Annotated in this window: 22 protein-coding genes and 1 pseudogene; 13 read left to right on the top strand and 10 right to left on the bottom strand. The window is 60.5% G+C overall.

Annotated features, from left to right (window positions below):
- The coding region (locus tag KQH60_RS01630) for a hypothetical protein (protein WP_237574861.1) at nt 1–221 on the top strand (221 nt) is incomplete at its 5' end.
- A 96-nt stretch (nt 222–317) separates the two neighbouring features.
- On the opposite strand, the gene KQH60_RS01625 is transcribed toward KQH60_RS01630, so the two are convergent.
- A complete protein-coding gene (locus KQH60_RS01625; RefSeq protein ID WP_237574860.1) occupies nt 318–674 on the bottom strand; it encodes a hypothetical protein in 357 nt (118 codons plus the stop codon).
- Nucleotides 675–951: 277 nt separating this feature from the next.
- Here KQH60_RS01625 and paaA point away from each other — a divergent pair, with 277 nt between their 5' ends.
- The 8 genes from paaA to KQH60_RS01585 all read left to right on the top strand — a co-directional run bounded on the left by paaA (nt 952) and on the right by KQH60_RS01585 (nt 7333).
- Nucleotides 952–1950, top strand: coding sequence for a 1,2-phenylacetyl-CoA epoxidase subunit PaaA (gene paaA, locus KQH60_RS01620; protein WP_237574859.1), 999 nt, complete (start codon nt 952–954; stop codon nt 1948–1950).
- A 31-nt stretch (nt 1951–1981) separates the two neighbouring features.
- A complete protein-coding gene (gene paaB, locus KQH60_RS01615; protein ID WP_237574858.1) occupies nt 1982–2266 on the top strand; it encodes a 1,2-phenylacetyl-CoA epoxidase subunit PaaB in 285 nt (94 codons plus the stop codon).
- Nucleotides 2267–2286: 20 nt separating this feature from the next.
- Entirely contained in the window at nt 2287–3087 is an 801-nt protein-coding gene (gene paaC / locus KQH60_RS01610) for a 1,2-phenylacetyl-CoA epoxidase subunit PaaC (protein WP_237574857.1), read from the top strand.
- 68 nt (nt 3088–3155) lie between these two features.
- Complete coding sequence (gene paaD / locus KQH60_RS01605; protein ID WP_237574856.1) at nt 3156–3704, top strand: 1,2-phenylacetyl-CoA epoxidase subunit PaaD; 549 nt, start codon at nt 3156–3158, stop codon at nt 3702–3704.
- 1 nt (nt 3705) lies between these two features.
- Nucleotides 3706–4794 (top strand): 1,2-phenylacetyl-CoA epoxidase subunit PaaE, encoded by a 1089-nt coding sequence (paaE, locus tag KQH60_RS01600; RefSeq protein WP_237574855.1) that lies wholly within the window; start codon nt 3706–3708, stop codon nt 4792–4794.
- Between the two features lie 177 nt (nt 4795–4971).
- Nucleotides 4972–5760 carry a DUF1835 domain-containing protein gene (locus KQH60_RS01595; RefSeq protein ID WP_237574854.1) on the top strand — a complete coding sequence of 263 codons (789 nt, stop codon included), beginning with the start codon at nt 4972–4974 and terminating at the stop codon, nt 5758–5760.
- A 53-nt stretch (nt 5761–5813) separates the two neighbouring features.
- Entirely contained in the window at nt 5814–6428 is a 615-nt protein-coding gene (locus KQH60_RS01590) for a TetR/AcrR family transcriptional regulator (RefSeq protein WP_237574853.1), read from the top strand.
- Between the two features lie 275 nt (nt 6429–6703).
- On the top strand, nt 6704–7333 hold the full coding sequence (locus tag KQH60_RS01585; RefSeq protein WP_237574866.1) for a GNAT family N-acetyltransferase: 630 nt from the start codon (nt 6704–6706) through the stop codon (nt 7331–7333).
- A gap of 118 nt (nt 7334–7451) precedes the next feature.
- Here KQH60_RS01585 and KQH60_RS01580 read toward each other — a convergent pair.
- Together KQH60_RS01580 and KQH60_RS01575 are read right to left on the bottom strand one after the other, a co-directional pair.
- A pseudogene (locus tag KQH60_RS01580) lies at nt 7452–7529 on the bottom strand (Lrp/AsnC family transcriptional regulator); the annotation flags it as partial.
- Nucleotides 7530–7789: 260 nt separating this feature from the next.
- Nucleotides 7790–10060: an NADP-dependent malic enzyme gene (locus tag KQH60_RS01575; protein ID WP_237574852.1), complete on the bottom strand. Its 2271-nt coding sequence runs from the start codon at nt 10058–10060 to the stop codon at nt 7790–7792.
- A 226-nt stretch (nt 10061–10286) separates the two neighbouring features.
- On the opposite strand from KQH60_RS01575, the gene KQH60_RS01570 reads away from it, so the two are divergent.
- From KQH60_RS01570 to argC, 3 genes are all read left to right on the top strand, one after another.
- Complete coding sequence (locus KQH60_RS01570) at nt 10287–10973, top strand: orotate phosphoribosyltransferase (protein ID WP_237574851.1); 687 nt, start codon at nt 10287–10289, stop codon at nt 10971–10973.
- Between the two features lie 314 nt (nt 10974–11287).
- Complete coding sequence (locus KQH60_RS01565) at nt 11288–11860, top strand: YbhB/YbcL family Raf kinase inhibitor-like protein (protein ID WP_237574850.1); 573 nt, start codon at nt 11288–11290, stop codon at nt 11858–11860.
- 90 nt (nt 11861–11950) lie between these two features.
- Nucleotides 11951–12898 (top strand): N-acetyl-gamma-glutamyl-phosphate reductase, encoded by a 948-nt coding sequence (gene argC, locus KQH60_RS01560; RefSeq protein WP_237574849.1) that lies wholly within the window; start codon nt 11951–11953, stop codon nt 12896–12898.
- 698 nt (nt 12899–13596) lie between these two features.
- Here the strand turns inward: argC and KQH60_RS01555 are convergent.
- The 6 genes from KQH60_RS01555 to KQH60_RS01530 form a co-directional block, all read right to left on the bottom strand.
- On the bottom strand, nt 13597–14244 hold the full coding sequence (locus KQH60_RS01555; RefSeq protein WP_237574848.1) for a LysE family translocator: 648 nt from the start codon (nt 14242–14244) through the stop codon (nt 13597–13599).
- 181 nt (nt 14245–14425) lie between these two features.
- Nucleotides 14426–15079 (bottom strand): peroxiredoxin, encoded by a 654-nt coding sequence (locus KQH60_RS01550; RefSeq protein WP_237574847.1) that lies wholly within the window; start codon nt 15077–15079, stop codon nt 14426–14428.
- 488 nt (nt 15080–15567) lie between these two features.
- Nucleotides 15568–17940 carry a fimbria/pilus outer membrane usher protein gene (locus KQH60_RS01545; protein WP_237574846.1) on the bottom strand — a complete coding sequence of 791 codons (2373 nt, stop codon included), beginning with the start codon at nt 17938–17940 and terminating at the stop codon, nt 15568–15570.
- A gap of 100 nt (nt 17941–18040) precedes the next feature.
- Nucleotides 18041–18760, bottom strand: a complete 720-nt coding sequence (locus tag KQH60_RS01540) for a fimbria/pilus chaperone family protein (RefSeq protein WP_237574845.1) — start codon at nt 18758–18760, stop codon at nt 18041–18043.
- A 37-nt stretch (nt 18761–18797) separates the two neighbouring features.
- Entirely contained in the window at nt 18798–19487 is a 690-nt protein-coding gene (locus KQH60_RS01535; RefSeq protein WP_237574844.1) for a DUF1120 domain-containing protein, read from the bottom strand.
- Nucleotides 19488–19686: 199 nt separating this feature from the next.
- Nucleotides 19687–20637, bottom strand: coding sequence for a Ku protein (locus tag KQH60_RS01530; protein ID WP_237574843.1), 951 nt, complete (start codon nt 20635–20637; stop codon nt 19687–19689).
- A 297-nt stretch (nt 20638–20934) separates the two neighbouring features.
- Here KQH60_RS01530 and KQH60_RS01525 point away from each other — a divergent pair, with 297 nt between their 5' ends.
- Nucleotides 20935–21699 (top strand): DUF4397 domain-containing protein, encoded by a 765-nt coding sequence (locus KQH60_RS01525; protein ID WP_237574842.1) that lies wholly within the window; start codon nt 20935–20937, stop codon nt 21697–21699.
- Nucleotides 21700–22025: 326 nt separating this feature from the next.
- Here KQH60_RS01525 and KQH60_RS01515 read toward each other — a convergent pair whose 3' ends face one another.
- Nucleotides 22026–22328: a DUF2795 domain-containing protein gene (locus KQH60_RS01515; RefSeq protein WP_237574841.1), complete on the bottom strand. Its 303-nt coding sequence runs from the start codon at nt 22326–22328 to the stop codon at nt 22026–22028.
- Between the last annotated feature and the right edge of the window lie 241 nt (nt 22329–22569).

Raw genomic sequence — 22569 nt, 5'->3', positions numbered from 1 at the left:
TGTTACTTGTTAAAGAGCATCGCGCCAACTCCACGTCGGCCCATCGGGCCTGCCGCATCTGCGTCGCGTCGCTGCATCAGCAGCAGAGAAACGAGATTATGAACACAATCTTGCGAAGCGTCAACAACTTTTTTTACCACCCCGGTGCGATGCTGACTGCCTCACACCCCGTTGTCCACCCCGCCCGCTGCGTTTGCTCGTTCAGCGGCCCCGCTGCCTGAGCAGCAAGGGGCCAAATCATAGACCCATGGCGCAACCCCCGCAAGGGGCAGCGGATATTTTTCAGCAAACATTTTTGTCACCTTGCCCGCCACTGCCTAGTCCACCCACGATCCCTGCGCCCCGGCCAGCCGCTTGCCTGCCCCTTCCACCCGGCGGCGCAAACCACGCCAGCGGTACCGCGCCGGCCATCGCCCGATAGCCTGGCCTGCATCGCTTGGATGGACGCGCTCGCCGTTATCGTAGGGGGCCGCCATCCGCGTCGGGTGGGCGGCATCACGCAGCGCCGGGTCGGAATCGATGACGCCGTCCAATGGGTGCTGCTTTCTGATCCAGTCGTTCACCGCACTGCGCACGGCTTCGCGCGACGCAGGAAGGTCCGCTGGCGTAAGCGTCCCGATATAGATTCGGACGCCGCCGGCGTGCATCTGCAGCCACTCGCTGATAGCCGTCAATCAGTGGCGGCGCGCCGACGACCGTATGCGGGAAATCGCAGGCTCGACATAGCTTGCAAGGGCATGGAAAGCCTGGCATTGAATCAAAAGGCGCGCATTGTGCCCGATCCCGCAGCGATTGCGCTGACGCGCGTCCCGCCACCTCCGTGCGATCGACAAGGCACGGCCACCCGCATGCCGCGCCGCTCGGGCCGGCCGCGGATTCACAAGATAAAAAACTATTAACCGACCGGTCGGTAGGTTTATACTGCGCAGAGAATCCTGATGGAGTCTTCCCATGTATACGCAATCGCTCGACCTACCGGGTAACGCCGCGCTGGCCGACAGCCCCGTTGCCAGCATAGATCAGCAGCGCTTTGACGCGCGCATCGCCGCGGACGACAAGATCGAGCCGCAGGACTGGATGCCTGATGCCTATCGCAAGACGTTAGTGCGGCAAATCTCGCAGCACGCGCACTCCGAAATCGTCGGCATGTTGCCCGAAGGCAACTGGATCAGTCGCGCGCCGAGCTTGAAACGCAAGGCGATCCTGTTAGCCAAGGTGCAGGACGAAGGCGGGCATGGGCTGTACCTGTACAGCGCCGCGGAAACGCTGGGCGTGTCGCGCGATCAGATGCTCGATGCGCTGCACAGCGGCCGTGCGAAGTATTCGAGCATTTTTAACTATCCCACGCCGAGTTGGGCCGACGTCGGCGTGATCGGGTGGCTAGTCGATGGCGCTGCGATCATGAACCAAATCCCGCTGTGCCGCTGCACATATGGCCCTTATGCGCGCGCGATGATCCGAATCTGCAAGGAAGAGTCGTTCCACCAACGCCAAGGCTTCGATGCGTTGCTGGTCATGATGCAGGGTACCGCAGCACAGCGCGAGATGGTGCAGCAGGCCGTGGACCGCTGGTGGTGGCCAGTGCTCATGATGTTCGGTCCGAGCGACAAGGACTCGGTGCACAGCAACCAGTCCGTCAAATGGGGTATCAAGCGCATATCGAACGATGACCTCCGGCAAAAATTTGTCGACGCGACCGTCGAGCAGGCCAAGGTCCTCGGCGTCACGCTGCCCGATCCGGACTTGAAGTGGAATGAGGCGCGCGGCCACTACGACTACGGCGCGGTGGACTGGGAAGCGTTCTGGCGCGTGGTCAACGGCGACGGCCCCTGCAACCGCGAGCGGCTGGCCACGCGCGTGAAGGCGCATGAGGACGGCGCCTGGGTACGCGAGGCGGCGCTGGCGTACGAGGCCAAGCAGGCTCGGCGCAACAAACCGAAAGCGGCGTAGTGGTGCGCCAGCAAGGATCGAGGAGGACCCCATGAGCAAAGAATGGCCGATTTGGGAAGTATTTGTACGCAGCAAACAGGGGCTGGATCACAAACATTGTGGCAGCCTGCATGCGGCGGACGCACAAATGGCGCTGCACATGGCGCGTGACGTCTACACGCGCCGGCAGGAAGGCGTGAGCATCTGGGTCGTACCAGCGGCGGCGATTACCGCGTCGGCGCCCGAAGAGAAATCCGAACTGTTCGATCCGGCCGGCGACAAGATCTACCGCCATCCGACCTTCTATCAGTTACCGGACAAAGTCAACCACATGTAAAGTCAGGACGGACCACGCCCATGCCAACGCAACAACATCTGGCGTATGTCCTGCGCCTCGCGGATAACGCCTTGATTCTCGGCCAGCGCAATGCCGAATGGAGCGGGCATGGCCCGGTCCTCGAAGAGGATATCGCGCTGGCCAATATCAGCCTGGACCTGATCGGCCAGGCCCGGCTGCTCTATACACACGCCGGCTCGCTGGAAGCTACGCTCACTGGCCAAGCGCGCGACGAGGACGACTACGCATTCTTCCGTGAGGAGCGCGAGTTCTGTAATTACACAATGCTCGAGCTGCCACACGCCGGCCCGTATGGCGGTACTGTACGCTCCGACCGGGACTATGCGGTCACGATCGTGCGCAATTTCCTGTATTCGACGCTGATGCTGCACGTCTGGAATGCGCTGCTGCACTCAAGCGATGCCGAGTTGGCCGCGATCGCTGCCAAGTCGCTCAAGGAAACGCGATACCACGTGCACCACGCGCGCGACTGGCTGGTACGGCTCGGCGACGGCACAGACGAATCGCATCGCCGCACGCAGGCCGCGGTCGACTTCCTGATGCCGTACACGAGCGAGTTCTTCTCCAGCGACGAACTCGAGCAGTCCATCGCGGCACAGGGCATCGGCCCACGGAACGCGACGCTGCAGCCAGACTGGTCGGAGCATGTCCGGGCGGCGCTCAACGAAGCCACGCTTGCGTGGCCAACCACGGGTCAATATGTGACGACCGGCAAACTGGGCGAGCACTCCGAGCACATGGGCTATCTGCTGGCGGAAATGCAGAGCCTAGCCCGCCAGCATCCCGGCGCCCGCTGGTAGAACGGTGCGGGCCACTCCCGGCCCCATTCCGGCATTCGCGCCGGCTTCCGAATTCGACAGAGAAACGCATGCCAGACAGTTCGACCGACACTTCACCCGTTGCCCGCGCGTGGGCGGCGCTGGACGCGGTACCCGACCCGGAGATCCCGGTCGTGTCGATCCGCGAACTCGGCATTCTTCGCGACGTGCGACAGGCACCGGACGGCGTCATTGAAGCGGTGATCACGCCAACTTACTCGGGTTGTCCGGCCATGGCGCAGATCACCGAGGACATCGGCGCGGCGCTGGATGGCGCGGGGCTCGCGCCGCACCGTGTCGTCAGTGTGCTTGCGCCCGCGTGGACCACCGACTGGATCACCGAGGGCGCGCGCGAGAAGCTGCGCCGCTACGGGATCGCACCGCCGTCACGGGCTTGCGCGACGCGGGGAATGCAAGCGCCGCAGCCGGTCAGGATCGTGTCGCGCGACGAGCGCGAGCGCGAGCACGCGCAACCCACCTGCCCGCACTGCGGCTCGTCGAACACCGAGCGGCTATCGCAGTTCGGGTCGACCGCGTGCAAGGCGCTGTACCGCTGTATGACCTGCCGCGAACCTTTCGATTACTTTAAACCGTATTAACATGGCCACTGTGCAATTTCATCCGCTGCGCATCCGCGAAGTGCGCATCGAAACGCCGGACGCCGTTTCGGTCGCTTTCGAGGTCCCTGTCGAACTGCGCGATGCGTACCGGTTCACGCAGGGGCAGTTCGTCACGCTCAAGGCCCATATCGACGGCGAGGAAACGCGCCGTTCATACTCGATCTGCGTGGGCGTCACCGACTACGAGCGGGACGGCGAATTGCGCATCGGCATCAAGCGAGTGCGCGGCGGCCGCTTCTCGAATTTTGCGTTCAACACCCTGCAACCAGGGCACACGATCGATGTGATGACGCCCGATGGCCGCTTTTTCACGCATTTGAATGCCGACCACGACAAGCAGTATGTCGCGTTTGCGGGAGGCTCGGGCATCACGCCGGTGCTGGCCATTATCAAAACGACATTGGACGTCGAGCCGCGCAGCACTTTTACGCTAGTCTACGGCAATCGCAGCGTCGACGCGATCATGTTCGCCGAGGAATTGGAAGACCTGAAGAACCGGTACATGAACCGGCTGATCCTGTATCACGTGCTGTCGGACGATGTGCAGGATGTCGAACTCTTCAATGGCGTGCTGGACCGGGCCAAGTGCGACGCCTTCCTGCAGTCGCTAGTGCCGGCCGGATCAATCGACGAGGCCTTCATCTGCGGACCAGCGCCGATGATGGATGCCGCCGAGGACGCGTTGAAAGCCGCCGGGGTGCCGCAACAGCGCATCCATGTGGAGCGCTTCGGTACGCCGTTGCCGCAAGCCGGCGTACCCTCGGTCCAGATAACAGAAAACACCCCGGCGGCGGACCTGGAAATCGTGCTCGATGGCAAGCGCCGCAAGCTGCGCCTGCCGTACGAAGGCGTGAGCTTGCTCGATGTTGGACTGCGCGCAGGGCTTGCACTGCCGTACGCATGCAAGGGCGGCGTGTGTTGCACATGCCGTGCCAAGGTGATCGAGGGAAAAGTCCGGATGGAGAAGAACTACACGCTCGAGCCCCAAGAAGTGGATGCCGGCTTTGTCCTCACCTGTCAATGCCACCCGGTCAGCGAACGCGTGGTAGTCAGCTACGACGAACGCTGAGCCGTGTACTGCACTGCGGGCCGCCCTCATCCGCGGCCCCGCCGGCCACGCTCCAGAACGATCGCTTACACTAGCGCCTGTTCACGTATAGCCCCGGCTCGCGCAGTGCACTGATGGCATGCTGGGAACCGCGCAGCGCGGGCCCGATTGCCGATTGCCCGTAAGCGGTCGACCTTCATGACAACGATCCATATTACCAACGGAGATGTGGCAGCCGCCTCGCTTCGTGCAGCGCTGTCCAGTGCGCAACGCAACGAGGAGGTACTCGCGTTGCGTGACGATCTCGCGTTTGGCCCAATCCGCACTGTCGACAGTGACGTGCATGAACGCGCGGCGTTCTGGCAGCAGATCCTCGATGAACGAGACCGGAATGTCGCGTCCGAATTGAACGAGCAGAACGCCGAGTTGGAGCGTCTCGTCGGATCGGCGATGAATATCGTCGTCTGGCACGCACAAAGCGCGTCAGACCAACTGATGCTGCGTCGGGTTGCATGGTATCTGCGCACCCAGCCACAACGGCTCAACGAAGTGGCCCTCAGCGCACGCGAGTTGCCGCGCGAGACCGCTTTGCGGGCCGACGGCACGAGCGCAATCGGCATGTTCGGCGCCGATGCGCTGGCCACGCGCATCCGGATGGCCGCGCCGATCTCGGTGTTGCGGATCGGGCGGCTCGCGCTGGAGTGGCAGGACGTGCGACGGCAGAATGGCGACGTGCGATGCTGGCGCGAGAACCGCTTCGTGACCGGCACCTATGCGCCGATCGATGACGCATGGTTGCAGCATACCAACGATCGATGGCAAATGGCGACCCACGTTGCCGCCCGAATCATGACGGGCGACTTCGGCGCCTGTGTGACCGATGCGATCGCATTGTGGCGCTGCAGGGAACTGGCCATGGCCGGCCGCCTCGCGCTCAGCGGCGACGCGCGTCGACAGTGGCGCGATGTACAAGTGCGGCGGCCGTAGGCCGACGACGTGCATGTCACACTAACCGGACAGATTCTCAACCGAATGACCCCATGGCCCGCACCCGAGCCCCCGATCACGAAAACCAGCGCGAGCAGATCTTAAATCTGGCCGCCGAGAAATTCGCGCAGACCAGCTATCCGAGCACGTCGATGGCGGACCTGGCCGCGGCCAGCGGTACGTCGAAGGCGCGCCTGTACCATTATTACGAGAGCAAGGAGGCTATCCTGTTCGATTTGCTGGACCGGTACACGAAGCGACTGATGCTGATCATCGCCGAGGTCGAGGGCACCAGCCAGCGACGGGAACTGAACGAGCAGCAAACCTTCGCGGAGTTGATCTGTGCCTTCCTCGCCGAGTACGAGACGTCGCACACGCGACACGTTGCGCTGCTCAACGACGTCAAATACCTGGTGCAAACGCAGCGCGAAATCATCCTGGACCGGCAACGCGACATCGTTGCCGCGTTTGCGCGCCAGCTGGCTCGCGCCTATCCGCGGCGCGTGACCAAGTCCAACCAGATGGCGCTCACCATGATGGTATTCGGCATGATCAACTGGACCTTCACGTGGCTCAAGCCAGGCGGCAAGATGACCTATTCGAACTTCGCGGATGAGGTCGTCGCCGTGCTCGAACACGGACTGGTCACGCCGCCGCCCATTACATAGCAAAAAATCGGGCCAGGCCATGACGATTCACCCGTCGTTGCGTCAGCGCAGCAGTACCCGCCAAGCCCTTTCATACGGCGTTTTTAAGCTGCTTAATGGCAATTTAGAATAACAATTCAAGCTCTTCTTAGGGTTTTCCCGGATAAAATTAGGGCTTTCCTGTACAATACATATTGCAATGCATCAGAAACTGATGCGAGATGGGCAGGCGGGAAGCCCGCCGCCCGCAGGAGAACCCGATGGAAGCGTTGAACTCGGCCCCTAGCCCGGTAACGATGCATGATCCGCGCAGCGCGTCGCCGAAAGCGGCGCTCGTGCGTGAGTTGTCGTCACGCGATCGCGCACGACTGCACGCACACTTCCTGTCACTGAGCGACGATGACCGGCTGCTACGGTTTGGGCAAAGGGTTTCCGACCCTGTGATCGAACACTACGTTGACGGCATCGACTTTTCCCGCGATACAGTGTTCGGCGTGTGCGATGACAACCTCGAGTTGGTCGGTGTCGGTCATCTCGCCTATCTGCATGACAACGGCGATAAGCGTACCGCGGAGTTCGGTGTGTCGGTGCTTGAACGCGCCCGCGGCCGCGGCATCGGCACGCAACTGTTCGAGCGCGCCGCGATGCGTGGTCGGAATACCCGCGTGACAACGCTGTATATGCATTGCCTGTCACGCAATTCGACGATGATGCACATTGCGAGGAAGGCCGGCATGAAAATCGAATACGCGTACGGGGAAGCCGACGCATACCTGACGCTGCCGCCGGCGGACTCATCGAGCCTCATGGCCGAACGGCTACAGGAACAGGCTGCGATGTTCGACTATGCGATGAAGCGCCAGGCGCGGCGTGCGTCCCAGTTGTTCGATGTCTTCCGCGCAGTGCCTGCCGGGTGGGTCGCTTGATACCCTTGTGCGACGCGCCCGTCTCGAGAGTGTAAGACGGGACGCGTGGGTGTGCGGCCGGAGGCGTCAACTCATCACCGCAAAAGCGGCCGCGGCATGGCCTGAGCGGCGCAAACCGCTAGCGGATCGGCAGTGCCGTCGTTTCCTTGATCCGCTCGAGTGCGAAGTGAGTCTTCACATCAATGACGGCCGGATGGGTGCCCCCCCGGCAGCATCGGCGACAGCAGCCTCTACGATGTCGACTTCGTGACAGGACTCGCGCAGAAGGGCGGCGCGACGGAGCGAGTTGCTGGCGCGCTGGCGCTCGCCAAGCAGTGGCACCCAACGGGCGTCGCCTGCGCTGAGCCGCCGCGACGCTGGCCGATGGCAACCGCAGCCAGAACGGCGCGATCGGCCAACGCGGGAAACAATTGAGCAGTGCCCGGCAACGTGGCTGCGCCGCGCAGACCGGCACGCTTAACCAACGCGTGCGTTGGCCGATGCCACCGCAGTCATGTTGATGATGCGGCGCACGGTGGACGCCGGCGTCAGGATGTGCACGGCCTTCGCCGCGCCGAGCAGGAACGGCCCGACCGTCACGCCCTCCCCGCCAATCATCTTCAGCAGGTTGTACGTGATATTGGCTGCCTCGACGTTCGGCATGATCAGTAAATTCGCCTCGCCGCTGAGCGTCGTGCCTGGCATCGCCTGTTTGCGAATCACTTCGGACAGCGCTGCATCGCCGTGCATTTCGCCGTCGACTTCCAGGTGCGCGGCACGCTCGGCAATCAACGCACGGGCGTGGGCCATGCGCTGCGAGGAAGCCGTCGGCACGCTGCCAAAGTTCGAGTTCGACAGCAAGGCGATCTTCGGCACGATGCCGAATTTCTCGACCTCGCGTGCCGCCAGGATCGCCATGTCGGCAAGCTGCTCCGCGCTCGGCACTTCGTTCACGTAAGTATCGCAGATAAACAGGTTGCGGCCGGGCAACATCAGCAAGTTCATCGCCGCATAGTGCTGCGCGTCGCCAGCGCGGCCCAGCACCTGATCAATGTACTTCAGATGGCTATGGAACGATTCGATCAAGCCGCACACCATGCCGTCGGCGTCGCCGAGCCGCACCAGCATGGCCCCGATCAAGGTGTTCGACTTGCGCATCGCGGCCTTGGCCACTTCGGGCGTCACGCCCGCGCGCGCTCCGAGCTCGTGATAGGCCTGCCAGCACCGGTGGTAGCGCGGATCGTCTTCCGGATCGACGACCTCGAAGTCTTGGCCGGCGCGCAACTTCGAGCCCATCTTCTTCAAACGCATCTCGACCACGGCCGGACGCCCGACGATGATCGGCTTGGCGATGCGCTCGGTCAGCACGAATTGCGCGGCGCGCAGCACGCGCTCGTCCTCGCCCTCGGCAAACACGATCCGTGCGTTGGACGCCTTGGCTGCGGCGAATACGGGGCGCATTACCATGCCGGTGTGGTACACCGTCGTGGCAAGCTGCTCCCGATAGGCTTCCATATCGGCGATCGGACGCGTCGCGACGCGTGAATCCATCGCCGCCTGCGCGACAGCCGGCGCAATCTTGATGATCAGTCGCGGATCGAACGGCTTCGGGATCAGGTACTCAGGGCCGAATTCGAGCGTATGGCCCTCGTACGCCTTAGCCACCTCGTCGCCCTGGTCACTCTCCTCGGCCAACTCCGCGATCGCGCGCACGCAGGCGAGCTTCATCTCTTCGGTGATCGTGGTCGCCCCCACGTCGAGCGCACCGCGGAAGATGAACGGGAAACATAGGACGTTATTGACCTGATTCGGATAATCAGAGCGGCCCGTGGCGATAATACAATCGGGGCGGACCTTCTTGGCCTCCTCCGGCCGGATCTCCGGCTCCGGATTAGCCAGCGCCAGAATCAACGGCTTGCCAGCCATCTCCCGGACCATGTCCGGCTTCAGCACACCGGCGCTTGAGCAACCAAGGAACACATCGGCGCCTTTGATCGCGTCAGCTAGGGTGCGCGCATCGGTGTGCGCGGCATAGCGTTGCTTGGACGGATCGAGGTGGCCGCGTCCCTCATAGATCACGCCCTTGGAGTCGGCCACAAGAATGTTGTCCTTGTTCAGACCGAGCTTGACCAGCAGGTCCAGGCACGCAATTGCCGCTGCGCCCGCGCCCGAGGCGACCAACTTCACGTCGGCGATGTGCTTGCCGACGACCTTCAGGCCATTCAGAATCGCCGCCGACGCAATGATCGCCGTACCATGCTGATCGTCGTGGAACACCGGAATCTTCATCCGCTCGCGCAGCTTCTGCTCGATATAGAAACACTCCGGCGCCTTGATATCCTCCAGATTGATGCCGCCCAGGGTCGGCTCAAGCATCGCGATCGCCTCGACCAGCTTGTCCGGATCCGATTCCGCAAGCTCGATGTCGAACACGTCGATACCGGCGAATTTCTTGAACAAGCAACCCTTGCCCTCCATCACCGGCTTGGCGGCCAATGGTCCGATGTTGCCAAGCCCGAGTACCGCCGTGCCGTTCGTGACGACGCCGACCAAATTGCCGCGCGACGTGTACTTCTGCGCATCAAGCGGCTCAGCATGGATTGCCTCGCACGCGGCCGCGACGCCCGGAGAGTAGGCGAGCGACAGATCGAGTTGGTTCGACAGCGGCTTGGTCGGGGTGACCGAGATCTTGCCGGGCTTTGGATTCTGGTGATAGGCGAGAGCGCTTTGCTTCAGTTGTTCGTCCATGGTGCGACGTGTAGGTAGATGGAAATTGGATATGGTGGGGGCGATAAGTGTACACCCCATGAACTGCTGTCCGTGTCCGATAACATAGGTACGGCGGATAAACTCGCGGCGCGTACCGTGACCCTAAGCGCGGTCAGCCAGCATGGCGTCCGACTGAGGTATAATAGCGGGCTACGCGTGTCGCGCACTCCTGCCCGACCCACCCCCGATTCCAAGGATTTTCCCGATGATAGGCATCGATCGTCAAACGATCTCCGACACCACCGCCAGGATTCTGCTCGAGGTTCAGGCCGTCCACTTCAACGCCGAAAAGCCGTATATCTTCACGTCCGGATGGGCGAGTCCGGTCTATATCGATTGCCGGAAGCTGATTTCCTATCCTCGCGTACGCAACGCGCTGATGGACATGGCCGAATCGACGATTTATGCCGGCGTCGGATTCGAGCAGGTCGATTCGGTGGCGGGCGGCGAAACTGCCGGCATCCCGTTCGCCGCATGGATTGCCGATCGCATGGGCTTGCCGATGCAATATGTTCGCAAAAAGCCAAAGGGTTTCGGCCGTAATGCGCAGATCGAGGGGTTTCTGCAAGAAGGTTCGCGGGTGCTGCTGGTCGAAGACCTGACGACCGATAGCCGCAGCAAGATCAACTTTATCAATGCGTTGCGCACCGCCGGCGCGAGCGTTGAGCACTGCTTCGTGCTGTTCCATTACAACATCTTCAAGGAAAGCGTGTCGGTGCTCAAGGATGTCGGCGTCGATCTGCACGCGCTGGCGACCTGGTGGGACGTGCTGCGCGTGGCTAAGGATAAGGGATACTTCGACACGAAAACGCTGGACGAAGTCGAGAAGTTCCTGAACGCACCCGCTCAATGGTCGGCCGCGCATGGCGGCGCGACGTCCACGCCGCAATAGCGGAACCCATCGGGGCCGATGCCAGATGCGACAAAGCCGCCCTCACGGGCGGCTTTGTCGCATCTGGAAGGCCTTCGACCTCGGTCGCCGACGCCGCGGCTACCTTGCAAACGGATCCGGATGATAGACTACCTGCGTGTTTGCCGGCGCTGCCCCGGTCCCGCTCCGGCCGATCGGCACCAAGCGCGCTGTGCCTGACTGTTCGTTACAACAACGTTGCGTCAAGGACAGGAGGTTTCCGGCCCATGCGCCCGCGTCGCCAGCAGCCTCGAGCATCCCGTCGTTCGCATGTCCGCGCGTGGCAGACTTTGCCCATGGCCGGGTGGCTGCTGGTCGCACAGCCTCTCGCCCAGGCGGACAACGCGTCGGTCAACGCCATACCCACGTCGGCGGGCGGCGTGAGCCGCCCGTTCGAGTTGCACAGCGCGGCGTTGCGCCCCAACCAGGCCGTGCCGCATGCGCAAATCCACAACAAGGGCAGCTGCAGCGGATCCAACCACTCCCCAGACCTGTCGTGGCGTAACGCGCCGCCCGGCACCCGGGGCTTTGCGGTGACGGTCTTCGATCCCGATGCACCAGGTCGCGGCTGGTGGCACTGGGCCGTCGCCGGCATTCCAGCTAACGTCCATCGATTGCCGGCCAATGCCAGCGGATCGGGCTTCCTAAAATCAATCGGCGCCATTGAGGCCCGCAACGACTTCGGCGATGACGGCTATGGCGGCCCATGTCCGCCGGCCGGCAAAGCGCATCGCTATATCGTCACCGTGTGGGCGCTGCGCACCCAGGACCTGCGGCTGGCCAGCGGGCGTCCTGCCGCAATGTTCGAGCACGAAATCTCGGTGGCCGCCCTCGCCACCGCGCGGATCATCGTGACCTATACTCGATAACGGCATTTTTTTCGCAACCGCCACGAATCTGTCCCGCCTAGGGCCTTAAAATACCTGTTTAACGGTATCGGGGTACAAGGCGGGCGCGCAATGACAACCAAAGTTTTTGTCGACGGACAGGACGGCACAACGGGGCTGAAGATCAATGAATACCTCGCGGCACGGCGCGACATTGAGGTATTGCGTATCGACGAAGCGAAGCGCAAGGATCCTGACGAGCGGCGCCGGCTGATTAACGCCTCCGACGTCACGTTCCTGTGCCTGCCGGATACCGCATCGCGCGAGTCCGTGTCGCTGGTCGACAGCGACCGCGTGGTCATCATCGACACCAGCACCGCGTTCCGCACACAAGCGGACTGGGCGTATGGGCTGCCCGAGCTGAACCACGCGCAGCGGGAAAAAATCCGCGCGAGCAAGCGCATTGCGGTGCCCGGATGCCATGCGTCGGCGTTCGTGCTGGCCATGCACCCGCTGGTCGATGCCGGTATCGTGCCGGCCAGCTTCGTCGCGACAGCCTATTCGATCACCGGATACAGTGGTGGCGGCAAGAAATTGATCGCGGCCTACGAGGGCAACCCAGCTCCCGCGTTGTCGAGTCCGCGCCCGTACGCGCTCGCGCTAACGCACAAACACCTGCCGGAAATGACGGTCCATGCCGGGCTAACGGTGATGCCGGCGTTCACACCGATCGTCGGCGCGTTCTACAAGGGGCTCGCGGTTACGACCTACCTTCCCGCGACGCAATTGGCACGCCGGGTGGCACCGGCTGACGTTCATGCCGTGCTGGCCGATCACTATGCCGGCGAAGCGTTTGTTCGGGTCATGCCATTGGGTGCGCCGGAGAACTTGGACGATGGCTTTTTTGATGTGCAAGCCAATAACGGCACCAATCGCGTCGACCTGTTCGTCTTTGGCAATGAAGAGCGCATCATGACGATCGCGCGGCTCGACAATCTTGGCAAAGGCGCATCCGGCGCTGCTGTGCAGTGCATGAACCTCGCCATCGGCGCAGACGAACGGATCGGATTGACGGCTTGACGTTGCGGGCAGCGTGGGGCATGCATGCCCCATTTGCATCATCACGCCGATACAATTAGCCGTATCGGCTTTTTTATTTCAGCACGCGGATTTGCACCACGTGAGTTGAATAACACTGCTTTCTCTTTTTATCTTTTTACGTGCTGTAAGTCGTTACCACTGCCTGTCGATTCCAGCTAAAACAACCGCGCGACATATCAGGGCCTTAGTAATGTTCCGATTTTTCTTTCTGACTGGCCTGACGCTAACATATCCATTCTGGCACGCGACGCGCGCCGGGTCACCGCAGTTGCTTCACTGCCACTGTGACGCGCGATAAAAAAAACCCGCCATTCGGCGGGCTGAATCCATATCAGAGGAGACATGGAGGAGACGACTTGACTATAGCAAGTTGTTTGGTGCATTGCAACATACTTCTGCCCGCAACCGAGCTTTCCTGCGAAATGTTGCAAATTCACAACACTCCTACGCCGCGCCGATCCATTCCTTTCTAAGCACCCATGCGTTCACGACGTCTCGCGCATTGCCGATTTCCGGCACCCAATGCACACGTCCCCGACTGCAAGAAAAAAGCGAAATCAATCACTGATTGCGCGTTGGCGCGCCCCATTGCGGCCGCGATGCTGTCGGCCGATCTCGCGGCGCCAGCCCACGCATCGCTAGGGCAGTGGCCCGTACTTCACATACTGAACCGGCGTTCAGTGCCGCACCAGCACCATCAGCGCGCCAAAGCCGACGAATGCGCCGCCGGTGAGCCGATTGAACGCCTTCGCCATGCTACGGCTGCGAAGGCGTTCTCCGATCCGCGAGCCGCATCCGGCGTAGACCACGTACCAACCCACCTCGATGACCGCGAACGTCGGCACCAGCACGCTGAACTGCTGCCACGTCGGCACAGCGGCGTTCATGAACTGCGGCAACAGTGCGGCAGCGAAAAGTATGGCCTTCGGATTGCTCGCGCCCACCAGAAAGCCCGTGCGAAACATCGCAAAGCGCGTAACATAATGCGCCGCATCACGCTCAAGCGGTCGCGTATCGGCCGCACCGTGCGGCGGCGCCTCTACTGGCGCGCGCCACGCCTTGATCCCTAGGTACACTAAGTAAGTAGCGCCTGCCACGCGCAATGCGTTGAACATCGCCGGCCAAGCTTGCAAACATACCCCCAATCCAGCGGCCGAGATGGACAGCATCAGCACCAGCGCCGACAAGCAGCCGGCCATCGTCCAACTGCTTCGGCGCAAGCCGTGCCGCGCGCCGCTGGACATCATCAACAGCATGTTCGGCCCCGGAATGGCCGATACAACAAACACGGTTGCCACGAAAAGCCACCACGTATGGAGTGTCACAGCGTTCTCTTATTAGGGTCGAATAATACGAGGATGAAAAAAAGCCCGCCAATGCGGCGGGCTGAATCCATATCGGAGGAGACATGGAGGAGACGGTTCTAAGTATAAACCCTGATCCTCCCAAAACGCAAACCCCCTGTGCGCCTTTGCAACGGTTCGGATGAAAGGCCACCCGTCTAGGTTACTTCGGCTGCGCAACGGTGCGCAAGTACGGCTTGAGCGTCTTGAAGCCTTCCGGATACTTTTTCTTCGCTTCTTCGTCGGATACCGACGTCGGGATGATTACGTCGTCGCCCGGCTTCCAGTTGACTGGCGTCGCCACAGCATGCTTCGCGTTCAGTTGCAACGCATCGAGTAAGCGCAGTATTTCGTCAAAGTTGCGCCCCGCGCTCATCGGATAGGTGAACGTGGCCTTGATTTTCTTGTCCGGACCGATGATGAACACCGCGCGCACGGTCGCGTTGTCGTTCGCATTGCGCGGTCCGGCGCTCGCATTGGGGTGAATCATGTCGTATAACTTCGCGACGCTCAGGTTGTCATCGCCGATCAATGGATAGTTGATCGGATAGCCTTGTGTCTCGGCGATGTCCCCCACCCAACGCTTGTGGTCGCTGACCGGATCGATCGACAGGCCAATCACCTTCGTGTTGCGCTTGTCAAATTCGGGTTTCAGCCGCGCAACGTAGCCCAACTCGGTCGTGCACACCGGTGTGAAATCCTTCGGGTGTGAGAACAGAATCGCCCACTGGTCGTCGATCCATTCGTGGAACCGAATCTGACCTTGCGTGGTGTCGGCGGTGAAATCGGGTGCTGCGTCGCCTATGCGAATCGACATATCAGGCCTCCATTGACGTGGTGAGGGCGTACGGTCGTGCAGCCAACCGCGTAACCGCTGCGAAGATCTGCGTCAACCAGTGCATACGAACTGCCATTATAGGGAGAGTAGCGTGCTCGCCCAGCGCCGTCCATTAGCGCGCGTCGTCGCCCTTGTCTGCTTAGCCGTCCGGGCCGCTGCGCGGTCCACCTCCAGCGCAGCCGACCGGCACCCATGCTGGACAGTTATCCACTCATGGCGTTGGACAACCTCTGGATAGCCGGATGCACAGCCGTTGCGTAAAATCTGGATAACTCATTGACGGCATAGGACCACGGACACGTTATCCCACTGTTGCCCGCACTATCCTATGATCCTGCATAGCATTATCACAACAGTATCGTATTGATCCGCTAAAGCATTTTTGCAGTTATCCACAGCGCGACGCGATCCTTGTTAACTACCATTACAGACGTATACATATAAATAAAGAAAATGAAGGCGGACCGTTACCGGTCCGCCGGGACGGGTATACAGTGCGCCGACACACGCTCGAACGTGCGCCCGGAATCCGGCGCGTCGGGTAACGTGTAGGTGAGCTGGCAACGTCCACCATCCGCGAGTTGGACGGTCAAGGGTTCATTGGGTGTCGCACGTGACAGGAACACTTGCCGATCGTCCAGTACGGTGGCAACCATATTGCCCGTGCCATCCAACACGGGCGTGCCGCGCTGGAGCGTCGAGCCGCCCTGCGTGGATACCTCCAGCAGCACACGGCGTACCGTCGTTACGTTGAATCGGACTTTTTGCACTGAACCTCGTGCGGGCTGTACGGCCCTATAGCCATTGTCCACATCGGCGTTGCGCGGCAAGCTGTGTGTCGCAATCTCGACGGGCGAGGCCGCGTAGGCGGGTAGTGACGGCAATATCGCGTGGCCAGTGCGATCCGTCTCCACGGCCCCCGCCCGCGTGAAAATCGTTACGCCGGGCACGCCGGATGTCGATACAACGCCGAATGTATCGCCGATCCGGTAAGGAGAGAATCCGAACCCGTCGCGGTGCACCGCCAATGAGCCGCTCAATGCCGCCGAATAAGATAATGTCCGTGACGAACGCAACACACTGGCCGACATACGTGCAAAACGGTTGCCATGACTCACGTCCACGTCGGCCGACGTGTCGCCGCGCGCATGGTCGCGTTGAAATGACCCGCTATAGTGCGTTCTGCTGCCCAGCGAATGGTTCATCCGAATGCCGCTTCGGAGCACCGAGTCTGTCAGCGACCCGTGTGCGCGAATGCCTGTGCGGCCCAGTGGAACACTGACGTTCAGGTATGTCGAAGTGCGTGTCTTGCCGAAACGGGATGAATCGCATCGTGCTATGAGCCCGACTGACACGCCGGCCGCCTGCATTGAGATCGCGCCGTTCACGTAGCGCCCCGTCGTGCTGCCGGCAGCAAATGACTGTCCGTATCCAAGGCCGACCGATCCATAGGGGGCCGCATAGTTCAACTGGACCGAATAGTCCATCGTACTGCATCGCCGGCTGTTCGCCCTCGAATCAAAGAGATGGCGAAAGCCCGCACTGCGGGCACCAGCGGATACACTGGCGGAAAAGTCGCGGCCTAGGCGGCTGCTCACGCGTATGCTGGCACGAATGCCGGAAGCGGCTCCCAGTAAATGCCGTGAGGCGAGCAGTCGCGTCGCAAGCGTCGAGCCACGCCGTGGCAAGATAGTCAGCGCCGCTCCCACGGCCTGGTAATAGTGTGCCACGACTGCGGCGGCTGCCGCGCTGGTAGCCGGGCCCAGCGAGCCTGAGCCTGTCAGCACGGCCCCAGGAAATGCTGTCGCGCGGCTGTTGAAATTGCCTAGCGCCAACGAAAATCCGGGTGCATCGACCGTGGCTCCCGCGCCAAGCGGCGTAACGGGCACAACGAACTCGCGCCGAGATCCGTCTTCCTCGATGACCGTCACGGTCAAGTCGGACATATCGCTGTACAGTTCCACGTCGTCTATCACAAACGGACCGGGTGGAACGATCGTTGAATAAACCTGGCGACCCGCTTGTCGAATCACGACGCTTGCCTGCGACGAAGCGATGCCTTCCACACGGGGTGCACGCAACCGCGTGCGAAGCAACGCGGTGTCCGGTGTGAGCTGTAGGCCATCGAGCGGGATACCGCCGATCACCCCGTTTGACACGAGGATTTGGCCAACTTGCAGCGTCTTTTGCATATTCGGCAACGTTCGTTGCGCATACGCTCTATCGTGGAACACGTATCGGCGGCGCCGCGATTCGCGTAGCGACTGATGCGACCTCACGATCCAACCATAGGCATTGAAGCCGCCCTCCGAGCGCACATTGAAGTTGCGGCTTGCCCCGGCCGGGTGACGCCATTGAGATAGATAAGCGTCGTAATTGAGCAGGCCTGCGACACCGCCGTCATCGAACTGCTTCGGTACGCGTGCTCTACGACGAACCGCCTGCGGCGGCACAATCAACTCGATGCGGGAAGCATGTGGAATCAGTTTTATCAACGTCTGCGGGAACGCAGCTTGATAGTCGATGCACGGTGACGAACGGGACGCCCCGGAGCTGGAACTCACGTCGGCCGTGCTCGCTAAACGCTCGGGAACATTCAAGCCGGCGCGCTCGAGCAGTTCACGCGTCACGCACAGGCTGCCGTCTGGCTTAAAATATGCGTCGACTTCTCCTCGTGACGAACCGTTTACCGAAAGCGATACGCGGTTGTAACCGGGATCGAAGTGGGCGCCACGCTCATAGTAATTCGCGAGTTCCACCGGCAGACCGCGAGCGCGCAGCCGATCCAGATCAAATTTGACTTCAGTCCCGGTGGCCCAAGCAGCGGCGCTCGCGCTCATGATGCCGGCACACAGCAATACAGCGGGGGCGCATCGCACACCCGGCCAAGCGTGCCCTGAGACGGTGTTGCGGTGCTGCACGATGGGTTCCCGCCCAAGCTTAGTGCGAAGCCGTTACTTGCAGATCATATGCACGGGCAGTATAGCCGTAGCGTGTCATCGGGAATAATCGAATCGTCGTGGCGCCAGCTTGGCCCACGTCCCCGACCCGGATCTGTTCACCGGGCAGAATATAGCGACGGGATAATGTAACCGCGGTCTTTTGCGGCAGAATCTGGGCACGCTGTTCCAGCCGTACGACATAGTCGGACGGGTTCGATAAAGTGACCACGCCGTTCCGCACCTGTGCCGTCAATCGTTTCCACGGCTCCTTGTCCATGGGCAACGCGGCTGGCTTGACAATGACTGGAAGGTCTTGCCGCACGATCAAATCGACCGCATTCTGGCTGGATAGATTGGGCGGCAGTCCCTCGAATACGACCCGCTTCATCCGCTCGCGTTTTAGCGGCTCCTTGTTGATCAACATGAAGCGAACCAACTGGGACTCACCCGGCTCAAGCCTGGCCGCCAAAGGCGTGGCCACGATTAGCTTGTCAGTATCCTCTTTTGTATCAATGATGGCCGTGTGCAAGATAATTGGATGAGCATCGGCGTTGCGCACTTTGATCGCCGCCTCGCCGCTGTTTTCGTCAATCAGTACAGCGGATGTTTCCGGCACGACACCGACTGCGGCGGCATAGTGCGGCCCCATTCCGAGATAGGCACATGCAAGCGCCTGGATCGCGCAGACTCCCGCGCGCCAATACTTCAGTACGTTCAATTTGAAATTCCGTCTAAACAACACTGCTTGATACAGGCTAATACGTTAGCGTAATAGTAGATTTGCCCTCAAATTCGATACTCTCGGTAAGATTCAAATGACTGGTTGGTATAATGTAAGGCACGATTTTCAGCGTCGCGTCGAAACGCATGCCATTGGCAGGACTCATCCCGTCCGACGACCATGTTAACTCATCGAATGAGCCATTAAGTAGTCGAACCTCGTCCGTACCGCTAGCGAGCGCTTCCCACTGTTCCATCCCCTTTTTTCTTCCCAAAGGTTCCGCATCGCCTTCATCCCGTTCGTTCGCGTAACGCATATCATGCAACTCGATTGCGTATACGCCAATCGCTTTGCCATTGGAAGCGAGCGTACCTCTTAGAAATTCAAGTCTTTCGATTAGAGGGGCCGCTACTGTGTCCAGTAGCACACCGCCTGTCGCGAACGGATTGATCACACCCATGTCATCGCTCGATCGAATCACTATCGATGTAGGCGCGGTGCATTGGATACCGATTTTGACATCGTGCGACTCCAACCGCGTCACTGCGTTTCTCTCCAGATGAAGTGAATCCAGGGTGCCAAGGTTGACTCGAGAAGGGGCCAGTTCAGCTATTTCACATGCGCCGGGATTGATCTTTCCAGTTATAATAATCTGTTTTTCTTGGTGTCCCTGATTGGCTGGATTGGCGAATATTTCGGAAGAACTGCTAAACAACAAAACCAAAAATATAGCGTGCGTGATCGGTGATCTCATAAAATGCTGTGCGATTAAATGCGTTGCTTATGCGGGTGGCGTTGGCGGACCAGAATTATAGTGACCAACGCCCATCAATTGTGTCACAAAATACGAGATGATCCGTCGTGATACGAAGCACTGCGTTATGGTCATCGTCCACAACAAGACAAAACACTTTTTATGCCGATCACGCGGCGCGGCGCTTGCCCGGAGAAGTTCTTTTTGATGCTGTTGCAGTTCTTACCCTGCTCTTGCTCGCTTTCGTAACGAGCGTCTTACGAGCTGTCGTTTTTTTTCGCTTGTCGGCACCGGCCGTATCCTCGTCGATGCTCGGTCTGCTCTTGCGCTGCCCAAGACTGCGCCGCAGTAGCTCGGACAAGTCAACTACATCGGCGGTCCGCCTTTTTGCCGGAGCCTCGATATTGGGGATTGCCTGCGCCTTGTCCGCTCGGATCTTCTTTTTCACCAAGGCCAGGATGTCATCCCGGAACGTATCGTGGTAGTCCTCGGGTTTCCATGCACCGCTCATGTCGTCAATAAGCTTCTTGGCCATTTCCAACTCACGGGCCGTGACGCCCGCCTTCTTCGCGTCGCCCTCCGGCAGCGGGAGTTCAGCCAGCGCCCGTAGTTCGTCCTTCCAGCGCAGCGTGTCCAGCGCGAGCAATGGGCCCACCGGAATCAGTGCGCCAAGGTGCTGGCGGCCATGTATGACGACAAACGCAATACCAATCTTGCCGGTCCCTCTCAACGCTTCGCGGAGCAACGCGTAGACCTTTTTACCCTTCCGGTCCGGCACGAGATAGTACGGCGTATCAAGGTATAGAAACGAAACGGCATCTGAATCAACAAAGGTCAGGATATCGACCGTCTGCGTCGAGTCCGGATTAGCCGCGCGGATTTCCTCGTCAGTCAGTGCCACATAGCGCTCTTTGTCGTACTCATAGCCGCGCACGATATCCTCGCGCGACACTTTTTTTCCTGTGCGCTTATTAACTTGCCGATAGCCAATCGGATCCATCGAGTGCTTGTCCAACATTCGGAACGATGGCTTCACCGTCCGGGTGGCCGGATACAACTGCACCGGTACATGCACGAGGCCGAAACTGATCGCGCCTTTCCAGATCATTCTTGACGCCATGGAGCCTCCTTCGTGTGATCCAGCGGCGCACGCGCGCCGTATTGTCGGCTTCATCGCCGTTTGCCGTAGCGTTCCGGTTCTGCAATTTACGTACCAGCTGGCTGCGTGGCGCCATCCCGTCCGGGAACAAGGCTTGCTTGCTTGGATCGACGTCGGTATGTCCGTTGGGCATACGATGCGGCTGTTTTGAAATACCAGAACAAAGCCATACACGAGTGCGACGTCAAGCAAAACGCCGTTGCAACAGCAAAATTCAGCATTCGTTCGCTTTGTTCTAGTGATCATTGAGAGGACATAATGAAATCGATCCGTACCGTTGCCATGTTGACGCTCGCCACGCTGGCGTTGGGCGCTTGTGGAAGGGGAGGTAAAGACCTGGGTACTGAGTTGGGTCTGACCTCTGCGCAGGCAAGGTTCATCAATGCTCTTCCGATCGGCCCGAATTTGGATTACTACCTAAACGGGCAAGCGAACGCGACCAACGTCCAGTATAAGGGCGTCACGCGTTATCGCGATGTCAGCGCGGGCACCCAGACCGCCACTTACAATGCAACCGGCACGTCTTTGGCCGTGGCCTCGCAGGCGTTCAATGCAGCCAAGGGACACCATTACACGACGATTGCAATCCAGGGTTCGTCGTCCGCGATCTCCGTGATCGACGATCCGTATGACAAGGGCTTGCTTTCGGACAAAGCACGCGTACGGGGATTCAATGCGTCGTTTAACGCGCCGAACGTGGACGTCTACGTCGTGGCGCCTGGAACCGACATCTCCGGCGTGGCACCCACGTTATCCTCCATCGCCTATCAGCACGCGGTACCCGCATCAGGTCAGGATTCGGTGTACCTGTCCGGCGGTACATATCAGGTCATCGTCACCCGCGCTGACACGAAGACGCCGATCCTGACAAGCGCGCCGGTCAAATTGGCCGATAACGCCGACTGGCTCATCTTGACGATCCCGTCCGGCGGTATCGGCGACGTCGTGCCGGGCAACATCCATGTCCTGGTCGCTCAGGGCAACGATGCCGATACGTCCGCCCAAGAACTGACGCCGCAATAGACGCACCGCGCGTGGCGACACGCTTACGCGGCACCGATCATTTACACTATTGTATTAACGGGACAAGCGGTCGATCGTCGGTGAGGCCGCTTTTCTGCTGCGCTTGGTGGACATCCTAGGCTGCAGGATGCTCGAGGACATTCCCGCTTTTGCGGACAACGCCGCCTATGCCTATGCCGAAGCTGGGAATTGAGCAGGAGGCTGGGGCCGCGGCCCTTAATAGCGTCAGCGCAGTGAGCATCGGCGCAGTTCCGATGCTGGCGCGGTGACGCTACTGGCCTCACGCGCCAACGTGGCAGGCGCGCTGGCCAGCGGCCTCGTACAGATCACATCAATTTGCCGACTTCCTTGGATACCGAAGCCGGTGTACCGTACTCCCGATCTGGAATACGCTTGAGCATCTCCAGCACGCTGCCATCGGCATGCGAGCGTTGTGCGCATTGAATGACGTCTTCCTTGCTAGCCGGGTAGTCTATGCCCTTGAGTGCCTTCTGGATATCCACCGGACTTGGCGCCTTGCCATGCCCACTCTGGTGGCCGCCCTTGTCATGGTCTTGCTGGACGCGGTCGCCTTCATGCGCTCGCGCATGGCTCAATTCGTGACCGGTGTGAGGATGACGGGAAGTCATAACGATCTCCTTTGAAAGCCGATGACCCATAATGGGCGCGGCAGGCGTGCACGCGCCGCGTGTCCATCAAGCCGCAAACGGTGTTCCCCAGCGCACATTGCCACACTGCTGCACCCGCCGAGCAACGCGCTTGAGCAATACCCCGATTGCGTCACGTGGTTGTAACTTTTTCGAGCCCTGCTGAGGCCTGCCCCGATTCGGCGCACTTCAATGCGGGTGACAGGGTCGGATTAACGCGCAG

Origin of the sequence: Mycetohabitans sp. B8, assembly GCF_021991875.1 — a bacterium.
Lineage (GTDB): Bacteria > Pseudomonadota > Gammaproteobacteria > Burkholderiales > Burkholderiaceae > Mycetohabitans.
The sequence above is the reverse complement of the archived record's forward strand: the minus strand, read 5'-3'. Positions and strand labels throughout refer to the sequence as shown.